Source organism: Alloprevotella sp. oral taxon 473 str. F0040 (assembly GCF_000318095.2).
GTDB lineage: Bacteria > Bacteroidota > Bacteroidia > Bacteroidales > Bacteroidaceae > Alloprevotella.
Genome location: NZ_KB290718.1, coordinates 26151 through 45242, shown reverse-complemented (window position 1 = coordinate 45242; position 19092 = coordinate 26151). Strand labels below are relative to the sequence as shown.

General features: G+C 47.2%; 17 protein-coding genes. 9 read left to right on the top strand and 8 right to left on the bottom strand.

The window, feature by feature from the left end:
* On the top strand, positions 1-782 hold a 782-nt coding region (locus tag HMPREF9999_RS08615; protein WP_009752338.1), incomplete at its 5' end, for an Ig-like domain-containing protein.
* 239 nt (positions 783-1021) lie between these two features.
* Here HMPREF9999_RS08615 and rplS read toward each other — a convergent pair.
* Complete coding sequence (gene rplS / locus HMPREF9999_RS08610) at positions 1022-1384, bottom strand: 50S ribosomal protein L19 (protein WP_009752337.1); 363 nt, start codon at positions 1382-1384, stop codon at positions 1022-1024.
* Positions 1385-2411: 1027 nt separating this feature from the next.
* A complete protein-coding gene (locus tag HMPREF9999_RS08605; protein WP_009752335.1) occupies positions 2412-3542 on the bottom strand; it encodes an AI-2E family transporter in 1131 nt (376 codons plus the stop codon).
* A gap of 416 nt (positions 3543-3958) precedes the next feature.
* On the opposite strand from HMPREF9999_RS08605, the gene rsmI reads away from it, so the two are divergent.
* From rsmI to HMPREF9999_RS08585, 4 genes are all read left to right on the top strand, one after another.
* Positions 3959-4774, top strand: a complete 816-nt coding sequence (gene rsmI, locus HMPREF9999_RS08600) for a 16S rRNA (cytidine(1402)-2'-O)-methyltransferase (RefSeq protein WP_009752334.1) — start codon at positions 3959-3961, stop codon at positions 4772-4774.
* A gap of 47 nt (positions 4775-4821) precedes the next feature.
* On the top strand, positions 4822-5691 hold the full coding sequence (locus HMPREF9999_RS08595; RefSeq protein WP_044063399.1) for a hypothetical protein: 870 nt from the start codon (positions 4822-4824) through the stop codon (positions 5689-5691).
* 142 nt (positions 5692-5833) lie between these two features.
* Positions 5834-6574, top strand: coding sequence for a hypothetical protein (locus HMPREF9999_RS08590; RefSeq protein ID WP_009752332.1), 741 nt, complete (start codon positions 5834-5836; stop codon positions 6572-6574).
* On the top strand, positions 6571-7902 hold the full coding sequence (locus tag HMPREF9999_RS08585; protein WP_009752331.1) for an MATE family efflux transporter: 1332 nt from the start codon (positions 6571-6573) through the stop codon (positions 7900-7902). The genes HMPREF9999_RS08590 and HMPREF9999_RS08585 overlap by 4 nt, the downstream gene beginning before the upstream one ends.
* 169 nt (positions 7903-8071) lie before the next feature.
* On the opposite strand, the gene alaS is transcribed toward HMPREF9999_RS08585, so the two are convergent.
* From alaS to menA, 6 genes are all read right to left on the bottom strand, one after another.
* Positions 8072-10699, bottom strand: a complete 2628-nt coding sequence (gene alaS / locus HMPREF9999_RS08580) for an alanine--tRNA ligase (protein ID WP_009752330.1) — start codon at positions 10697-10699, stop codon at positions 8072-8074.
* Between the two features lie 155 nt (positions 10700-10854).
* On the bottom strand, positions 10855-11226 hold the full coding sequence (locus HMPREF9999_RS08575; RefSeq protein ID WP_009752329.1) for a DUF805 domain-containing protein: 372 nt from the start codon (positions 11224-11226) through the stop codon (positions 10855-10857).
* Between the two features lie 33 nt (positions 11227-11259).
* Positions 11260-11973 carry a DUF805 domain-containing protein gene (locus HMPREF9999_RS10340; protein ID WP_009752328.1) on the bottom strand — a complete coding sequence of 238 codons (714 nt, stop codon included), beginning with the start codon at positions 11971-11973 and terminating at the stop codon, positions 11260-11262.
* Between the two features lie 29 nt (positions 11974-12002).
* Positions 12003-12710, bottom strand: a complete 708-nt coding sequence (locus tag HMPREF9999_RS10030) for a DUF805 domain-containing protein (protein ID WP_009752327.1) — start codon at positions 12708-12710, stop codon at positions 12003-12005.
* Between the two features lie 48 nt (positions 12711-12758).
* The gene (locus HMPREF9999_RS08560) at positions 12759-14153 is read right to left on the bottom strand and encodes a DUF5723 family protein (protein WP_009752326.1); all 1395 of its coding nucleotides are present in this window, start codon (positions 14151-14153) and stop codon (positions 12759-12761) included.
* Between the two features lie 397 nt (positions 14154-14550).
* On the bottom strand, positions 14551-15534 hold the full coding sequence (gene menA, locus HMPREF9999_RS08555; protein WP_009752325.1) for a 1,4-dihydroxy-2-naphthoate octaprenyltransferase: 984 nt from the start codon (positions 15532-15534) through the stop codon (positions 14551-14553).
* A gap of 74 nt (positions 15535-15608) precedes the next feature.
* Here menA and HMPREF9999_RS08550 point away from each other — a divergent pair, with 74 nt between their 5' ends.
* The 4 genes from HMPREF9999_RS08550 to tilS all read left to right on the top strand — a co-directional run bounded on the left by HMPREF9999_RS08550 (position 15609) and on the right by tilS (position 19076).
* Positions 15609-16190, top strand: coding sequence for a thymidine kinase (locus tag HMPREF9999_RS08550; protein WP_044063397.1), 582 nt, complete (start codon positions 15609-15611; stop codon positions 16188-16190).
* Between the two features lie 75 nt (positions 16191-16265).
* Positions 16266-16931 (top strand): hypothetical protein, encoded by a 666-nt coding sequence (locus HMPREF9999_RS08545; protein ID WP_009752323.1) that lies wholly within the window; start codon positions 16266-16268, stop codon positions 16929-16931.
* 32 nt (positions 16932-16963) lie between these two features.
* Positions 16964-17740, top strand: coding sequence for a radical SAM protein (locus HMPREF9999_RS08540; RefSeq protein ID WP_009752322.1), 777 nt, complete (start codon positions 16964-16966; stop codon positions 17738-17740).
* 25 nt (positions 17741-17765) lie between these two features.
* Entirely contained in the window at positions 17766-19076 is a 1311-nt protein-coding gene (gene tilS, locus HMPREF9999_RS08535) for a tRNA lysidine(34) synthetase TilS (RefSeq protein ID WP_009752321.1), read from the top strand.
* Positions 19077-19092 lie beyond the last annotated feature (16 nt).

Here is a 19092-nt window from a genome sequence, read left to right as displayed (position 1 = left end):
CAGAGTGCAGAGTGGTGGTGAAACCTCGTTTGGTGCAATCCCTTTCGCTGAATGCTACTCAGAAAGAACTCATCATTGGCGATGCCTTCTCGCTCACGGCAACTGCAATGCCTGAGAATGCTACCAACCGCAACGTAGTTTGGAAACTGGTGAGCGGTGATGCGGTTGCGCTCTCTGCAGATGGAGTCATCCAAGCGAAGAAAGTGGGTGAGGCCCTCGTTCGCGCTGAAGCAGTGGATGGTAGCGGAGTGTCAGCAGAATGCAAAGTAGTAGTGAAGCCTCGTTTGGTGCAATCTATTTCGCTCAAGCTGGAGAAAGATACCGTAGCAGTAGGCGATCGTTTTACAGTGGTGGCTGAAGTTTTACCCAAGAATGCAACTAACCATAGTCTGCAATGGATGGTGTCTGAATCTTTGTTACTAAAACATCTAGGAGATGGCACTTTTGAAGCCTTGAAGCCTGGTAATGCTACGATAGTGGCACAAGCTCAAGATGCCTCAAGACGTAGAGCAATATGCAAAATTGAGATTGTAGTTCCTAGCGGACTCAAAGACGTAGTTGCGAAGGGAGATGCTCCGCACATTAGAGTGGAAGTGAATACGCTGGTGGTGGAGCAAGTGCCCAGTGGTCAATGGCTGCGCGTATCTGATCTTCAAGGTCGGCTGTTACATCAAGCGAGAAGTAATGGAGAGGCTCTTCGTATTACCTTCCCAGTAATGCCTCGTGTGTTGTTGATTTATGTAGGCAGTCGTACATACAAACTGCTCTTGGCACAACCTTGATTGCAGCTTGCTTACTCACAAAATATCCCTTGCCACGTCGCTTGACAGTGGCAAGGGATTTTTTTTGATGAGCGTTACGTGCACTTAGCTACGCCTTAGGTGATGCTACAAAAAAATCCGCACCAAACCAATGTTTGGATGCGGACTTCGTGATTTTGTTCACTCTGTAGGTGTGCTCTGTCAAATCCGAAAGGCTTGGCAAAGCGCAGCATAGTGAAAGTCGCTTAGGACGTGATGTCTTAGGCCTTAGTAGCGGTACGCTTTTCCTTAATACGAGCCTTCTTACCAGTGAGGGCGCGGAGGTAGTAGAGCTTAGCGCGACGAACCTTACCCACCTTGTTCACTTCGATGCTCTCGATAGCGGGAGACTCGAGGGGGAAGATACGTTCTACACCGATAGTACCAGACATCTTGCGTACAGTGAAACGCTTCTTTTCGCCGTGACCAACGATCTTGATGACAACACCGCGGTAGAGCTGTACGCGTTCCTTGTTACCTTCGACGATTTTGTAAGCTACGGTTATAGTGTCACCAGCCTTGAATGAGGGGTGTTGCTTACCAGTAGCAAATGCTTCTTCAGCAATTTTAATGAGATCAGCCATTGTGTACTGCTTGATTTTGAAATTGTTAATCGCCCCAGCTCAACATGTTCGGATTCTACTGCTCTGTAGCCTGTCATCCTATGAGCTAATTCGTGTTCCCGAAAGAACTGGTAACTCTTATGGATTGGTGGGCTTTCAGTGCGCCTTGCAGCGGTTGAGCGGAAAAGCACGGCAAAGTTACAGCTTTTCTCTGGAGTGTACAAGTTTTGTAAGAGAAAATCAATGGGTTACGTCTTATATTTCCACTTTTTGATGTTTTCTCTAGTTGTGTGGTAGGGCCATCTGTTCCGCTCGATGGGGATAGTTCTATCCGATGTGCAATCCACAGTGTCGTTTCTCCTATGTGGATGTAAGAAAGCCGTGTGCATCTTGCAACAGCTCTTGGAGATTTTTGGGTGAAATCTCGGAAGTTGCACTCATAAATCTCCGAGAGTTTAATGAAAATCTCGGAGAACTTTTTGCATAAGTCGGAGATAATGTTTGGCGTTTGGGAGAGAGGTAATTTTTTGTCTGTTAAATTCTGTAGAATTGGCGACTCTCGCGCGTACGCGTATACGCGCATTCCTGCGATTTTGCAACTTTTTGCTTTCACAACCTTCACAGAAAACGTTGTAACCTATTGTCTACCAGTGAATAATACGTGTGTTTCGGACAATAATTAACACTTAGCCGAAAAAGAAGGCCGAGAAGCTGAAAAATGCCCTATGATATAGGAGTAAGTGGAAAGTGCCAAAACGATGAGAATTAGAGCTACCCTGTGAAGGTTGTGAAAGCAAAAAGTCGGAATTGCTAGGGATGCGCGCGCGTACGCGAGAAAACTGAGCACTATTGCGAGAGGCAAACTAAACCTTAGAGGGCGGTCAAATGACGATACATAGTGTTGTTGTATAAAACCATGTATTTGATAGGTGTGAATTACAAAAACGTGAGGTGAATAAATTTTTTCATCACTTTTCCACCATTTTCCTACACTTTGGGGGCAATTCCACCCCTATACAGATAGGGGAGGAAGAAAAAAGCAGAGGGATTATTCCCCCTGCTCAGCTTCGAGAGTTTCCTCCTCAAAGGATGTTTCCTCCGAGGACTCTTCCAGAACGTAGCGTTGATAGTAAGCTAGCATGAGTGTGGTGAGAGGTAGTGCCACCATCAAGCCGATGATGCCAGCGATGTAGCCCCAGACAGAGAGGGAGAGCAGCACAACGGCTGGTGACAATCCCGTGATTTGCCCCATGATGCGAGGCGTGAAGATGGTGTCCTGCAAGATTTGCACGACAATATAGACCACTAGCACTAGCGCCATCAAGCCCCAAAACGAACTGCCAGTGTCGGCCATTTGGAGCAGAGATAGGAGGGCAGCTGGCAACAGGCCTAACACTTGAATGTAGGGGATGAAACTGAGCACTCCCACAAAGATGCCCATGCCCACTGGCATAGGGAGACCAATGATCCAAAAGCCTATGCTAAACATGACTCCATTGCTGATGGCAACCAATACTTGGCCCCGGAAATATCCTCGCATGTTGTGCGCTACATCGTTAGAAAGTTGTCTCAAGAAATCTCGCTGTGATTTGGGTATATACTTGAGCCAAATAGTAGCATAGTGATCATAGTCTGCAAGCAGTAGCACCAAATAGAGGAGCGCGAATGCAGAACTGGCAAGGCTCATTACAACATTGGCAGTGGACTGCACCACATTCCACACGTGTGGGAGAGAAGTGCGCACCATTTGCAGCACATTATTTTGCTGGAGCTTCTCTTCTAGTTGTAAAGATCCAAGCCACTGTTGCAAAAGATGTTGTAGCCATTCAGGAAGATGGGCGTTTTTTCCATCACTTTGGAGATAGCGCAGCAGGGCGTCTTTGATGTGGAGAATGCCTTCGACAAACGGAGGAATAATGAACCACAAGGCTCCAACGATAATGGCGATGGCTAAAATCAAAGTGAGAGAAACAGCTAGGAAACGAGGACGAATGTAGCAACGCTCGTGGAAAAAACTGACTACAGGAGCTAACACCCAAGCAATGGCCCAGGCTGCAAAGAAAGGTAGAAGCACGGCACTCAGCCAGTTGAGTCCAGCCACGAAAAGGACAAGGAGACTGACGAAGAGAACACCGCGAATGAAACGATCAAACGTAATTTCTTGGCGAAATATTTGCATAAAATGAGAGCTTATTTTTGACATTCAAGTTGCCGTGTTGAGCGCGAATAAGAAACAATGCTGAATAGGCAAATGTCTATGAAAATGGAATAAATATGATGCTGCAAAGATAACACATTTCGCGTTTGTTGTTCAAGTTTTCGGAAAATAATTTGTTGCAATGAGGCGAAAGTACTACTTTTGCAAAAAGCTACTCCTTGTAGTAAACTCAAAAAACGAGGCTGAAATGGCTGAAAATGAGATAAAAATTCTCATGTATGATTGCCACGAATAGGGGGCTCTCTCTTATGGGTTGCCCTGATGCTGCCATCCGTTTCATTGATGAGACCTTTTTCATGGCATAACACTGCATTATCTCGTTTCACTAGACTGCTTTGCCCTTTGCCTGAAGAAAACGATTCTATTCTCCCACCATCATGTTGTATCTTGTTCCTACACCCGTCGGCAATCTGGAAGACATCACATTGCGCGCATTGCGCATTCTCAAAGAGGCCGATGTGGTATTGGCTGAAGACACTCGTACTAGCGGTATCTTGCTCAAGCACTACGACATTTCCACCCCACTGGTGAGTCACCACAAATTTAATGAGCACCAGACGGCAGCAGCCTTTGCCGCTCGCGTTGTGGCAGGGGAAACGATGGCACTGATTAGCGATGCTGGTACGCCTGCAATTTCTGACCCTGGATTTATGCTCGTGCGTGAGGTGGTCAAGCAAGGCGGAGAAGTGCAATGCCTGCCTGGAGCTACTGCTTTCGTGCCTGCATTAGTGTCAAGTGGACTACCTTGCGATCGTTTCTGTTTTGAAGGTTTTCTTCCTCAAAAGAAAGGGCGGCAATCTAAGCTTCAAGCTTTGCAGCAAGAAGAGCGTACGATGATTTTCTACGAAAGTCCTTATCGTGTGGTGAAAACGCTCGAGCAAATGGTAGAAGTGTTTGGCGCAACACGTCCTTGCAGTGCGTGTCGAGAGATTTCTAAACTCCACGAAGAGAGCGTACGTGGCACACTGCTGGAGGTCTTGACTCACTTTCAAACCACAGAACCTCGTGGAGAGTTTGTCCTAGTGGTGGCAGGTGCTCCTCATGCTGTAGGCGATGACGAAGCTAGCATTACGACAAATAAAAATAAACGAATGGTAGTGGAACGTGATCCTATCACAGGACAACCACTGCAGCTTTCATCTACAGAGTTCACTGATAAAGCAGAACTACGTCGCAGCAAGCGGCATCGATGAGCCCTGATTATATTTTTTATTATAGACATCAACTAATTCCTAAGTGTATGAAGAAAATAGCATTTCTCCTAATCGCCGTATTCGGTATGACCTTCGTTTCGTGCAACACGAAGAAGGATAAAGAAACGGTGGCAGAACTCTCTGCTGCTGACTCTTTGCAGCAGATTGTGGCGCAGAAAGACAAGGAACTGGCCGACATGATGACGACCATGAATGACATTCAGGATGGTTTCCGCCGAATCAATGAGGCACAAGGTCGCATCACCACTGAACGTAGACAAGGTGAGCGCAATAATCGTGCTCAAATCGTAGAAGATGTGAAACTCATCGAGAATACGATCCGTCTGAATAATGATTTGATCAACAATCTTCGTCAGCAAGTGAAGGCTTCTAAGTCTAACAACGCTGATCTCCGCAAGAAGATGGAAGCTACTGTGGCAGCTTTCACTGCGCAAATCGCTGACTTGACCAAGCAGTTGAATGAACTTCAAGCTGAACTTTCTAAGAAGGACATCAAAATCGCTGAATTGGGTGAGCAAAATGCAAACCTCCAAAGCAACGTGAATGAACTTAGCGTGCAGAATGAAACAAAAGCACGCACAGTGGCTTCACAAGATCGTGAACTCAACAGTGCTTACTATGTGTTTGGCACAAAGCGTGAACTGAAAGAACAGAACATCTTGAAGGGTGGAGAAGTGTTGCGCAACAATAACTTCAATAAGGACTACTTCACCAAGATTGATATCCGTGTGGATAAGGTCATTCGCCTCTATTCTAAGAGTGCTAGATTGATGACCACACACCCTGAAGGTAGTTATTCACTCGATAAAGATGCACAAGGTCAATATACACTTCGCATCACGGATCCAGCACGTTTCTGGAGTGTGAGCAAGTATCTTGTGATTACCGTGAAATAATTGCGCTTTAAACAAGCATCTGTCTTGATTAAAGATAGTCTATGCCTATTCCCACGTGGTTTACTGCGTAGGGATAGGCATATTTGCACCTTTGCCTCTGGGGATTGGTGCAATAGGTTACTCATTCTTATATAATTTGAAGATGAAACGCATTTCTCTTTTTCTTTATGCTCAGCGCGCATGGCGCAATGTTGCGATAGGGTTGATGATTCCTCTTGTGATGAGCAGCTGTGTGAGCTATGATAGTTGGAATCGCACTACGACTGGTATGAGCCTTGGTGCATTCTTTGGTTCTACGGTGGGTGGCCTCATAGGAGGTTATCGAGGATCAGACATTGGCACAATTGTAGGTGGTGCAGCAGGGGCAGCCATTGGTGCTGCATCGGCCGAAAAGAATGCACAACAGCGCGAACAGTATAGTGAACGTGACTATCGTGACTATCGCTCTGGTCGATACGGCAACGAGAACAGTCGATATGAAAATGAACCTGTGGGCTATGGTCGCTACAACAATAATAGCGATGTGTACGCTTCTTTCAATGGTATTGAAATATCTAATCTCACGTTCGCTGATTACAACGGTGATCGCGCCCTACAACCTGGGGAGCATGCGCAGATTACTTTCGATCTTTACAATAATTCGGGTCGCACGCTCTACAACATTGCACCAGTCGTTTCCTGTGATTATAAGCGTGTGAAGGTGTCTCCAACGGCTATTATTGGAGAACTTCCAGCTGGTCGTGCCATGCGCTACCAAGCCGAAGTTGTGGCACGCAGCAATGCGCGTGATCGCGAGGTGGTGTTCCAGATTGCACTCCCCGATGCTCAAGAGCGTCTTTATCCTGTAAAAACTTTTAGTATAGAACTCTTTAAACGTAGATGAAACTCTCCTCGCACTACTCAGCAACACTTAGACTTGGTCTTCCCATTGCTATAGCGCAACTTGGTACAATCATATTGGCATTTGCAGATACGATTATGGTCGGGCATTATAGCACGCCCGCTCTGTCAGCAGCTTCTTTTGTGAATAGTCTGTTTAACCTTGCCACCATGATAATTTTGGGATACAGCTACGGCTTGACTCCCTTTATTTCTGCAAGGTACAGCCAGGGAAACAAAGCTGCGGTGGGGGCTATTATGCGTCGTGGCATTGTGATGAACCTCGTCTTTGGGGCTGGTGTCCTCTTTGTTTTTGGCATAATTTTCTTTCTCCTTCCCTATCTTGGGCAGCCGGACTCTTTGCTCACACTCATGAGATCATACTATGCTACGTTGTGGCTTTCACTTTGGTTTGTGGTCATCTTTACGGCCGCTCGTCAATTCACCGATGGCATCACTTATACAAAGTTGGCGATGTGGCTCATATTGGCTGGTAACATTGTCAATATTGTGCTTAACTATCTGCTCATCTTTGGTGTTGGTCCATTTCCGGAATGGGGACTTTTTGGTGCAGGTTTCGCTACGATGGTGAGTCGCATGCTGATAGCGATTGTCCTACTCGCCATAATCTTCATGGGGAAGCGTTTTGCGGACTATCGAATGCCGCTTTCTGCTGAGGCGCTGTCGGTGTTGCCTTCGTTGCGCGATGTTCATCGCAAGTCGTGGCCCGTGAGTTTACAGATTGGTTTGGAGACCTTCTGTTTTGCAGGTTCCGCAGTGATGACGGGGTGGTTGGGAGAGATTCCACTAGCGGCTTATCAGATTCTCATGACTTTGGGCACGCTCGGCTTCACGCTTTACTATAGTCTGGGAGCTAGCATGAGCATTCGTATTTCCTACTTCCTGGGACAGAACGACACTCCTCAAGCTTTGGCAGCTGGAAGAGTAGGTCGAAATTTGATTTTGATCAATGCCACGCTGTCTTGTTTGTTGTTCTACTTTGCAGGCAACCAGATTGTTCACCTTTTCACGCAAGATGTCGCGGTCATAGCTGCTTCTCTTGCGCTGCTTGTGCCCCTAGTGGTGTATCAATATGCGGATGCATTGCAGATTTGCTACGCTAATGCCCTGCGAGCTACACAAGATGTGCTGCCTATGACTTGGAGTTCTGCCGTGGCGTATCTTCTAATAGGCATGCCTACCGCCTACACCATGGGCTTTGTCTTGGAAGGTGGTGTGAAAGGTATCTTCTATTCCTTCTCCATTTCTCTGATGGTGGCGACACTGCTCTTTGCTTTCTTCTACCGTCGCTTCATGAAATCGAAATCGTAAGCTGGATGGATAAGAACATAGTTGCGTAGGCTCTAGTGATACGCAGAAAATGACTCTACGGTGCGCCGAAAATCCTCGGTCAGAAACGAAGCGAATTCGATGATACCGAAAACCTCCCCATCTGCACGATGCAGATGGGGAGGTTTATATTTGTGAATATAGAGGCTGATTAGAAACCTGCGAGTTCGAGAACTTTAGCTACGGCTTCGTCAAGACCTGCGGTGTTTTTACCACCAGCAGTAGCGAAGTGAGGAGCACCACCACCACCACCTTGGATGAGGCGAGCGGCTTCTTTCACGAGGTTGCCAGCGTGGAGCTGACGGCTTGCGATGAGATCCTTGCTCACCATGACAGTGAGGAGAGGTTTGTCATCATGCTTTGAACCCAGCACGAGGAAGGTGTTGTCTGGCAGTTGGTTGGCTACTTGGAAAGCTAAGTCCTTGACTGCTCCGGCTTCAACGTCCATGGGGAGAACTTGAGCAATCACCTTCACACCATTGATTTCTTTGGCGGCTTCGATGAGACGACCTTTGAGCTGTCCTACTCGTTCGCGCACGGCTGCTTCGACTTGCTTCTTCAGGTCTGCGTTTTCGTCGATAGCCTTCTGCACGGCTGCCTTCACATCCTTGGCGTTGTTGAAGAAGGCACTTACACTGCTGAGGATGTCTTGTTGGAGATACATGCTCTCTTCTGCTGCTTCACCAGTGATGGCCTCGATACGGCGGATACCAGCCGCAACACTGCTTTCGCTCACGATGCGGAAAAGACCAATTTTACCCGTAGCACTTACGTGTGTACCACCGCAGAACTCAACGCTGTCGCCAAACTGTACGACACGGACACGATCGCCATACTTTTCTCCAAAGAGAGCAAGAGCACCCATGTTTTTGGCTTCTTCGATGGGCATATCGCGGTGATCCTGGAAGGGGATGTTTTCGCGGATGCGAGCGTTAATGACACGCTCGATTTGACGAAGTTCTTCGGGAGTCACCTTTTGGAAGTGTGAGAAGTCGAAGCGAAGGCTGCGATCATTGTTGAGCGAACCTTTTTGCTCTACGTGGGTGCCGAGGATTTCGCGGAGAGCCTGATCGAGCAAATGCGTAGCGGTGTGGTTGGCTTCAATCTTGTGACGACGATCCACATCAACGCAAGCCATGAATTCTGCTTCAGGATTCTTGGGAAGAGCCTTGGTGAGGTGGATGGGAAGATTATTTTCGCGCTTGGTGTCGAAGATTTCCACTGTTTCGTCCTCGTTGATGAGGACACCAGTGTCACCTACTTGACCACCCATTTCAGCGTAGAAAGGAGTGTTATCAAGAACGAGTTCAAAGTAGGTTTGCTTCTTTTGTTGCACTTGACGATACTTCAAGATGCGGCAGCCATATTCGGTGTAGTCCCAACCATGGAATGTGGTGTCACCTTCTGCCAAAACCACCCAGTCGCCTGTTTCTGTGGCTGCAGCGTTACGAGCACGCTCCTTTTGTTGTTGCATTTCTGCATCAAAACCTGCCTCGTCTACGGAGAGACCAGCTTCAGAACAGATGAGTTGAGTGAGGTCGAGGGGGAAACCATAGGTGTCGAAGAGGGTGAAAGCATCCTTGCCATCAACGACCTTGTTGCCTGCGGCCTTGGTAGCTTCGATGATTGTTTCCAAACGATGGATACCAGTGGCAAGTGTGCGGAGGAAAGATTCCTCTTCTTCACGAATCACCTTGGTAATTAACTCCTGTTGCGCAGGAAGTTCGGGATATGCGCCTCCCATCTCCTGAACGAGGGTGGGAACAAGGCGGCAGATGAAGGTTTCGCGCTGATTGAGGAAGGTGTAAGCATAGCGAACTGCGCGGCGCAAGATGCGACGAATCACATAACCAGCCTTTGCGTTTGAGGGAAGCTGTCCGTCAGCGATAGAGAAAGCGATAGCACGCAAGTGGTCTGCGATGACACGCATAGCCACGTCGATGGTTTCTTCCTTACCATAGGCAAAACCTGAGAATTCTGCGATTTTGCGGATGATGGGCTGGAAGATATCGGTGTCGTAGTTAGAGTTTTTGCCTTGAAGCACACGCACCAAACGCTCGAATCCCATACCGGTGTCGATGACCTTGTGGGGAAGACCTTCGAGAGAGCCGTCTGCTTTGCGGTTATATTGCATGAACACGAGGTTCCAAATCTCGATAACCTCTGGGTTATCCTGATTCACGAGTGATGCACCCGACACCTTCGCCTTTTCCTCTTCGGAACGGCCGTCGATGTGGATTTCAGAGCAAGGACCGCAGGGACCGGTGTCACCCATCTCCCAGAAGTTGTCGTGCTTATTACCGTTGATGATATGATCTTTGGGGAAGTAGCGTTCCCAGATTGCTGCAGCTTCGTCGTCGCGCTCAAGTCCTGCTTCCTTGTCACCCTCAAAAACTGTGACATAAAGGTTTTTGGGATCGATTTTGAGCACGTCTACCAAGAACTTGTAGGCAAAGGTAATGGCATCTTCCTTGAAGTAGTCGCCAAAAGACCAGTTGCCGAGCATCTCAAACATGGTGTGGTGGTAAGTGTCGTGTCCAACCTCTTCAAGGTCGTTGTGCTTACCACTCACGCGCAGACACTTCTGCGAGTCCGTCATACGGCGGCATTTAGGTTCTGTGTGTCCAAGGATAATGTCTTTGAACTGGTTCATACCCGCATTGGTGAACATGAGGGTGGGGTCATCTTTAATCACCATAGGAGCGGAAGGCACGATGAGGTGTCCATGCTCCTCAAAGAAACGCTTATAAGATTCGCGTATTTCGTTTGCAGTCATCATACTGTTTTCTAAACTATTTGGGTGCAAAGGTACGATATTTTGAGCGAAAATCGAGCGATTCTGCCACGAATTGTGACGGAATCGCTCGATGTGTGAGAGAGTTGTGTAAAAAACTCGCTTAAAGGAGCTTATTGCTGCTAGGGATTGTCTAATCCTTAGTAATCCATTTCTTTGGGATTAGGACCATATTGGTTGGCACCAGGTTGGCTGTCTGTGCAATGCCAAATGATAAGGATGATGGCACCAACGAGGGGAATCAATGAAAGGAGCAACCACCAACCACTGCGACCAATGTCGTGCAAACGACGAACTGAAACTGCCAAACTAGGGATAAACACAGCGAGTGACCAAAGGTAAGCGAGATAAACTAGAGCTGGCACATTTAGAAGCCCTGCGATTACTCCTAACGAAAGGCCAATCAGGATGGAAACGATAAAGTTGAAGAGTACAAAGTACCAGTATTCAGAGCGGCGTGCACGGCCGTTGAAGTCAGCATAGTGCTGAAGGCAATAGAGGAAATACTTCATAATGATAGGTATTAAAGATGAATGATTAAGAGTTTATCGTTGATAGTGACTATTCCCGCCCTCTGGGTCCTGTTGGTAGTTGCCACCTTCGCCTTTGTTAGGGGATTGAGGTGCATTGCCATAGGGCGGTTGTTGCACACCTTGCTGTGGTTGTTGTGCATCGTAAGGAGGCTGCTGCGGAGCATTCATTCCTCCATAAGGGTTCTGTCCATAGGGTGGTTGATCTGCCCCATAAGGATTCTGCGCATAGGATTGTTGATCATAGGGAGACTGCCCATAATGTGGCTGTCCATAAGGATTTCTCCAAGCTCTCTCTTCGTTGCCTATCCCCTTCGGATTAGGACCATATTGATTGTATCCAGGTGTGCTATCCATACAGTAGAACACCAGAAGCACGATGCTGGCAATAACACCCACGTAAGGAATGAAGGCTATTAAAATCAACCAACCGCTTTTGCTTGTGTCGTGTAGACGTCTTACACTAACGGCTAGTTGCGGGATAAACAGCGCTAAGTGGAGCAAGCCAAAGATGACGATGATAAAAACTCCCACATTTCCGTGTAGTGGAACTTCTCTAGCGGGATGATGCAACTGGGTTAGAGAAGCTGTCACAATCATGGCCAAACCAATGATGATGGGCAGTATGACTAAGAGAGAGTGCACCAGCGTAAAAAACCAGTACTCAGAGCGGCGTGCGCGGCCGTTAAAATCTGCGTAGTGCTTAAGGCAATAAAGGAAATAATTCATCAAACAAAATTTTTATGAAGGAAGAGTCACTATCGTTGGTAGTGGCTATCCCCGCCATTCGGGTCCTTTTCGTAGTTGCCCCCTTCCCCATTTTGGGATGTTTGAGGTGTACTGCCATAGGGCGGTTGTTGCGCACCATAAGGAGGTTGCTGAGGAGCATTCATCCCTCCATAAGGTTGCTGCCCATAAGGCGGTTGTTGAGGATTACCAAAGCCATGGTGCATCATTTCTTTGGGGTTAGGACCATATTTGTTGGTGCCTGATTGACTATCGGTGCAGAGCCACACAAAGATGAGAATACCAAAAATGAGGGAAAGGAGTAGACTAAGAAGAACACCCCAAACAGTTGTCCAAGGAAGATCTTCTGCGCGGATACTGTCCAGCTTGTAGAAGGAAAATTCCGAAAGAAGTTGGACGAAAAATATAACAAATAAGACGACCGTCAAAACGATTGGTAGGTAGTAAGCTAGAAGCCACCATCCGCTTCGTCCGGTGTCGTGCAAGCGGCGCACTGTCACTGCTAAAGCAGGAATGGCAACAGCTAAACTGTAAATATAGCTGATGGATAGAAATGCATACGAATCGGTGGCATACCACAAACTTTGGGATACAACATTCAATGCGCTTGAGATGACGAAGTTGAAGAGTACAAAGAACCAAAATTCAGAACGACGAGCGCGCCCTGAGAATTTGGCGTAATTCTTAAAGCAGAAGATAAAATAGTCAAAGGGTTTCATTCGGTTCTGTTTTCTGTAGGATTAAAAATCCTCGTGGCGCTGTGTAGCCTAGTCGAGTGGAATGGTGAAACCAAGATTTATATTGTTGGCACGGCTGCTGAGCAGACCATCTTCTGAAAAACCACCAGAGAAGAAGTCGGTGCCCACAAACACTTGGAAGCGTGGAGCCTGCACGGTGAGCATTGTACCAAAGTTCAGCTTGTTTTTTACCAATGTGGTGCTTACACCTACTTCGATTGGAGCGATAGGGTGCCAAGCAGCACCTAAGGTGAATTGATCTAAGCTGAAATCGCCTTCAAGATGTTTAGAATAGAGTAGACCAACATTGAGGTGTTTCACAAAGGGGAGTTTGTATTTAGCACCGATATTAAGAGTGCTTTTGAGTGATGAACTCTTTGTTGTTTTTCCTCCGTCGTGCAACGAAAGAAGCTCTTGAAGGTCATCCTTAAACTGCTCAATCCCCTCATTAAGCATGTTCTCATTCTCTTGTTGGGTTTTACGGAATCCATCGAAACTCCAACTGCGTTGTACATCATTTCTTAATGCATAGGCTTTTTTGTGGTTGATGAATCCCAAATCGGTAAGTGAGGCACTCACTGTAAGCCCTTCAACTCCGTGCACTTCGTAAGTGGCTCCCAAATCAGCTGCTAAACCCCATCCTGTGATACCAGGAGAAAGCTCTTCAAAACCATCGAAGCGTCCTTTTTTGTCAAAAGTGGGTGCCGTGTTCATTACAGCGACTGTTCCGCGCGTGTGACCACTAACCTGCCATCCCATGCCCGATTGTTGAAGCTGTAGTTGGTTAGCTTCAACGTCTGCATAGGCAAGTCCTATTAACCCTTTTACTTTAGCTCCAACGGTGAAATGATTGTCAATGTTTCTAGCATGCCCAACACCAAATTCTAGGTAGGATTGGTGTTTAAGAGCCATGTGATTCAATTGATATGTATTGAAACTGTTCGGCTCTTTAGCATAGTGAAACAAATTGTTGGGTAATTCCAGGCGTGAAGCAGACTTGAGGTTGATTTCCACCAGATTAGTACCGCCAAATCCATTGGTGGCTATAGAGAAAATATTATCACTAAAGTCTACATCAAGGGAAACATCCTTATTTCCTAAACGTCTATAAAGCTGCGTAGGTGTTACAGATGGGTTCATAAACGTGTCATACGACTTCTTGCCTGTATTGCGGTCCGTGACTTTATAGATGAATGCATCTGAATGGTGGCTGCTTATCGTGCTAGCATAGACATTACCTAAGAAAGGAATAGAAAAATAGGGATTATCTTCAAGAAGTGCGGGATTTATCTGATGACGAAATTTAGACGTTTCCATGAAGAATCCCGTGCGAGCTGTTTGTGCAGATGCTATATTTACAAAAGAAGTGGCACCACCTACTGAAAGGAGTGACAAGGCGAAGAGGCGAAGCAAATTTTTCATCATAATGTTGTGAAGTGTGGGGCTTGCAAGTCCCTCATAGTTAGTAGTATTGGGGTAAGTGGAAGGTACGTTATCTGAGAGGTGGTATTCCTCATTAATAACCAGAAGCACTCTTCCTAAGGTTGTGTGCAAATGTAGGAAGAAATGTTTAATCAAACAAGTATTTTTATGAAAAAGGTAAAAAAAGATTATATGAGAGATTGACAAGTTTCACACTAAATAGTTGTAGAGATGTCCTTAGTTGAAGAAGTGTACTTCTGTGAGTAACCAATCAGATTCAATAATATGGGTCGAATTGCTTTCATTTCTCGCAATCCGACCCGTATTGTAAAAAAGGGAAAGAATAAAGTGGCCCGAAAAACAATCGTTCAGCGATGAAAATCAGAAGCCACCAGTTTTTTTACTGAAAACAATCTCCTATTAAGAGTGATTGAATCATCAAACCGACACAAAAGGTCAGGGCAAAGATGAGCATATTGCGTGAAGTCTCGCCTAAAAGTGCGTTAAGTGCGCGCCCGTGGTGAATGCGTTGTAGATTTTGCCATGTGCGATAATGTAGAGGGAAAAAAGCGAGAGAAAGGATAGCAGGGAGAAATCGAACCCAGAAACTTGAAGTAGCTGTAGGAAGGACAAAGCAGAGTACAAAAAGAAGAAGTATCGCAGCGACTCCCAAAAGGAGGTAGAACCATATAGATAGCGATTCCCCCATGAGCACTACCAAAGTGCGCTTATTGACACGAGCATCATTGTCTCGATCGCGAAAGTTATTGATCACCAACAGTAAATCTACTACTATTCCAATGCTTATTCCTAGAAGGATAGCAGGAGTTGTGAACTGATCGGTGAGTAGAAAATAGGTACCAACGACAGGAACTAGTCCAAAGAAAATCAATACCATTGCATCTCCAAGTGCATATCGACTCAAGTGAGTGGTATAGAGGAAAGCCCCTGCTCCACAGCTTAGCCCTACGAGACCGAGCCATACCGCTAATTGAATGGCTGAATATTGAGAAACAGTGGTGAAAACTCCGAAGAGAATAAGTCCCGCTGCGGCTGCTAAACCCAAGACAATGGCAATTCCCCACTGCATAGCTCGCGCATTGATCCATCCTTGAGCACAGGCGCGCTCCGGCCCTAGTCGGTCATCCCCATCGCGTCCGCGGCGGAAGTCTATGAGGTCGTTGATGAAGTTGGAGGCCACTTGCATCAAACCTGCAAAAGTGGCGCAAAGTATAGCCAGAAGAGGGGCTGTGTTATGGGGAGTGTCGCAGGTGTAGGCCAGTGTTGTGGCTGAAATCACTGAGACGAGTGCGCCCGAGAGAGTTTTCGGACGAGCTGCCAACCACCATGCGCGGAAAGAATGAGGAGCACCTTTTGAGTTCATACGGCGAAGATATAAGTTTTGCTTGGTGTAACCAAGAATAATTGCTACTTTTGCCCTTAAATCAACCTATCATTATGCCTTATCACGAACACTTTCCTCGCAGAGGCCGCATCGAAGTGGTGTGCGGAAGTATGTTTTCTGGGAAAACAGAAGAACTCATTCGCCGCATCAAGCGAGCAAGAATCGCACAGCAGCAGGTGAAAATCTTCAAACCCTGCATTGACACCCGCTACAGTGACGTAGAAGTAGTATCTCATGATTCCCAGTCCGTGGCTTCTGTACCCGTAGCTTCTGCTGCAGAGATGGTGTCGTTGGCTCATGCTGCAGATGTGGTAGGAGTGGATGAGGCACAGTTTTTCGATGAAGGACTTGTAGAGGTGTGCAATCTCTTAGCCAATCAAGGCAAGCGCGTCATTGTAGCCGGATTGGATATGGATTTTCGTGGTAACCCCTTTGGTCCGATGCCTGCTCTTTGCGCTGTGGCTGAAGATGTCACCAAGGTGCATGCCGTGTGTGTGCGCTGTGGCGAGTTGGCACAGTTCAGCCATCGTTTGGTAGCCGGTGACAATCAAGTGATGCTCGGAGAGATGCAAACCTACGAGCCGCTCTGTCGCCAGTGCTATGATCATTGTAGCGAACAGGCAAAGAATGAGTAGGAGGGTCAAGTAGCTGTGATGATGATGTTGCGCAGCTTCAATCCCCATTTTCTCATGAATCAATAAATATTGGATATGAAACTCTATCTTCTCACACTGCTGCTCTTGCTCGGCTGGGGGGCGGCGCAAGCCCAACAGCTACAGGAAGAGCAACGCGCAGATCGACAATTGGTGTATCCTGATTTCCGCGAAGCTAAGGTGCTCCAAACTTTTGGCCGATTTGTCAAGGCAAAAGCCAACATACTCTATAAAAACGCCGCGCTTTGCTACATCGACGAAAAAGATGGCAAGGTCTATCAAGCTAGCAATGCAAGTATAGTTGGTGTCGTTTTCGATAGCATTCGCTATCAGAAGGTAGACAAAGTGGCCATGGGGCGTGTCGTTGCTGAGCATGGTGGCAACCGTTTGCTCTGTGTCACCACTATCGATATGGAGAAATATAGAGAAATCACTGGAGGAAGCACCGATCTGCCTTTCGTGTCTTTAGATTTGGGTGGCTTGGCTCGTGAAACCTTCATAGACATGAGTGGTGGCGAGCAGCAAGCCAACAAGGGATATCCCCTGAAACACACCTACTATTTCAGTTTGAAAGGCCGCATAGTACCAGCTCGACAAAAGTATATTAAGAAAGAAGTGAAATCCGACATGAAGCTAGCGTTCAGCAACTTGATGGAAGATCGCTGGTGGAGTTGGAATGATGAGGCTTCTTTGAAGCAACTCTTCCTCTACTTTCCTGAGTAGAGGAATTCAATATAACACAAGAACAACTAGACATGTCTACAATACTTTTTTCATCCCCAATTTTTGGCCCTGTACAGAGCCGAAGATTGGGTGTTTCATTAGGGGTCAATCTTTTGCCCTCCGATGGTAAATTGTGCACCTTCGATTGCATCTACTGTGAATGCGGCTTTAATGCCGACACCAAACCTAAACTTCGCATCCCTACGCGAGAGCAGGTGGCAGAAGTGTTGGAAAAGAAGCTGCAAGAGATGGAGCGTGCAGGTCGAGGCCCTGATGTCATCACCTTTGCCGGCAATGGAGAGCCCACGATGCACCCTGATTTCCCAGGCATCATAGATGACACAATAGCTCTTCGCAATCAGTACTTCCCCAAGGCCAAAATCAGTGTGCTGAGCAATGCCACCTATTGTCACCAACCTGCCGTGCATGAGGCACTGCGAAAGGTTGACAACAACATATTGAAGCTTGACACCTTGTCCAACGACTATATTCAGCTGGTAGATCGGCCACTCCTGCGCTATGATGCAGAAGAGATGGTGGAACGCTTCTGCGCATTTGAAGGAAAGGTGCAAGTGCAGACCCTTTTCATGTGTGGGGAATATGAAGGCCAATCGGTAGACAACACCGCCTCGTCCTTTGTGGATCCGTGGCTCAAGGCTTTGCAGCGCATTCGTCCCGAAGCAGTTTACATCTACACTATTGATCGTGACACCCCCGCCAAAGGCTTACTTAAAGCCTCGCCTGCAGTGCTCGATGCTATCGGTGAGCGTGTGCGTGCACTGGGATTGGAATGCTCCGTTTCGTACTAATCTTTACTGAAAATCAGGAATATTCATGACACTGTCTCAAGAAGTATCCTCATTCTTTCTTTCCCGTGCCAATCGTTGGCGCGGCGAGGGATTGTTGTGTGCTTTGAGTGGTGGTGCAGACTCTGTGGCATTAGCCTTAGTCATGCGTGATTTGCAGCTCCCTTTCACTGCCTTGCATTGCAATTTCCATTTGCGTGGAGAAGAGAGTGAAGCCGATGAGCAGTTTGTACGAGCGTTTTGCACTCAGTATGGCATTCCGCTTAAAGTCAAGCACTTCGATGTGCATCAGCAGTGCAAACAGACGGGGGAGAGCATTGAAATGGCTGCACGGACACTGCGCTATCATTGGTTTGCCGAGCAGGGTGGCTACGTGTGTGTGGCTCATCATGCCGATGATCAAGCCGAAACTCTTTTGTTGCATCTCATTCGCGGAACTGGCCTTCGCGGATTAGCAGGCATGGCAGCCGAACGTGATCACATTTGGCGACCTTTCCTGCCTATCCCTCGGCATGTTCTCATGACCTACCTGCGCGAGCACGGAGCAACATTCGTTGAAGACTCCACGAACAGAGATACCCACTATCGTCGAAACTGGGTGCGCCACGAGCTTTTGAAGAAGTTACAAGAGGTGAATCCCTCTATTTCCACCACCTTGTCTGAGACAGCTCACCACATGAGGCAGGCTCTTTCGGTCTATGAAGTTGGTTTGCAGCATATTGAAACCCTAGTGGAAAAATCATGTCAATGTGAGTTTCCTTTCTACAAAGGACGCATTCGGCGATTTTCGATGGAAGCTATCATGCAATTGGGAGAAGCAGGACAATTGTGGTGGAAAGAGATTTGCTGGCAACATGGATTTTCTACGGATGAGGCTCAGCAAGCATTGCAAGCCAAAGAAGGTTTTTGGATAGCTTCCTCGACTCATCAGCTCTGTCGCCATGGGCAGTGGCTAGAGGTTGCCGATTTGCGGGGTAGTCTTCCCATACTCAAGACAGAAGCGATACCCCATCCTCACCATTTCAGACCCAGTCGCGACCCCTATTCCGCCACCATAGATGCTACAGCTGTGAAGGGACAACTGACCTTGCGCTATGTTGAAATAGGAGATAGATTTTCCCCCTATGGCATGAGCCAAGGAAGCAAGCTGGTGAGTGACTATTTGACCGATCGCCATCGCTCTCGTATCGAGAAACAGTATGCTATGGTCGTGTGTGATGCACAAGGCATCGTGTGGTTGGTGGGAGAAACCATAGCTCATCGTGTAGCGATACAAGAGAATACGCCATCGGTGCTGCGACTCACGCTCGGAAGTACAGAGCAGCTGGAGGAACAATAAGTAGTAGAGAAGGAGA

Bases quoted from the DNA above. Each gene is read 5' to 3' on its own strand.
- HMPREF9999_RS08575 (WP_009752329.1), bottom strand. From the start codon at position 11,226: ATGAAGTATTTCCTCTATTGCCTTCAGCACTATGCTGACTTCAACGGC.
- menA (WP_009752325.1), bottom strand. From the start codon at position 15,534: ATGAACTCAAAAGGTGCTCCTCATTCTTTCCGCGCATGGTGGTTGGCA.
- HMPREF9999_RS08590 (WP_009752332.1), top strand. From the start codon at position 5,834: ATGAAACGCATTTCTCTTTTTCTTTATGCTCAGCGCGCATGGCGCAAT.
- HMPREF9999_RS08595 (WP_044063399.1), top strand. From the start codon at position 4,822: ATGAAGAAAATAGCATTTCTCCTAATCGCCGTATTCGGTATGACCTTC.
- HMPREF9999_RS08605 (WP_009752335.1), bottom strand. From the start codon at position 3,542: ATGCAAATATTTCGCCAAGAAATTACGTTTGATCGTTTCATTCGCGGT.
- rsmI (WP_009752334.1), top strand. From the start codon at position 3,959: ATGTTGTATCTTGTTCCTACACCCGTCGGCAATCTGGAAGACATCACA.
- HMPREF9999_RS10340 (WP_009752328.1), bottom strand. From the start codon at position 11,973: ATGAATTATTTCCTTTATTGCCTTAAGCACTACGCAGATTTTAACGGC.
- HMPREF9999_RS10030 (WP_009752327.1), bottom strand. From the start codon at position 12,710: ATGAAACCCTTTGACTATTTTATCTTCTGCTTTAAGAATTACGCCAAA.
- HMPREF9999_RS08560 (WP_009752326.1), bottom strand. From the start codon at position 14,153: ATGATGAAAAATTTGCTTCGCCTCTTCGCCTTGTCACTCCTTTCAGTA.
- rplS (WP_009752337.1), bottom strand. From the start codon at position 1,384: ATGGCTGATCTCATTAAAATTGCTGAAGAAGCATTTGCTACTGGTAAG.
- tilS (WP_009752321.1), top strand. From the start codon at position 17,766: ATGACACTGTCTCAAGAAGTATCCTCATTCTTTCTTTCCCGTGCCAAT.
- HMPREF9999_RS08540 (WP_009752322.1), top strand. From the start codon at position 16,964: ATGTCTACAATACTTTTTTCATCCCCAATTTTTGGCCCTGTACAGAGC.
- alaS (WP_009752330.1), bottom strand. From the start codon at position 10,699: ATGATGACTGCAAACGAAATACGCGAATCTTATAAGCGTTTCTTTGAG.
- HMPREF9999_RS08545 (WP_009752323.1), top strand. From the start codon at position 16,266: ATGAAACTCTATCTTCTCACACTGCTGCTCTTGCTCGGCTGGGGGGCG.
- HMPREF9999_RS08585 (WP_009752331.1), top strand. From the start codon at position 6,571: ATGAAACTCTCCTCGCACTACTCAGCAACACTTAGACTTGGTCTTCCC.
- HMPREF9999_RS08550 (WP_044063397.1), top strand. From the start codon at position 15,609: ATGCCTTATCACGAACACTTTCCTCGCAGAGGCCGCATCGAAGTGGTG.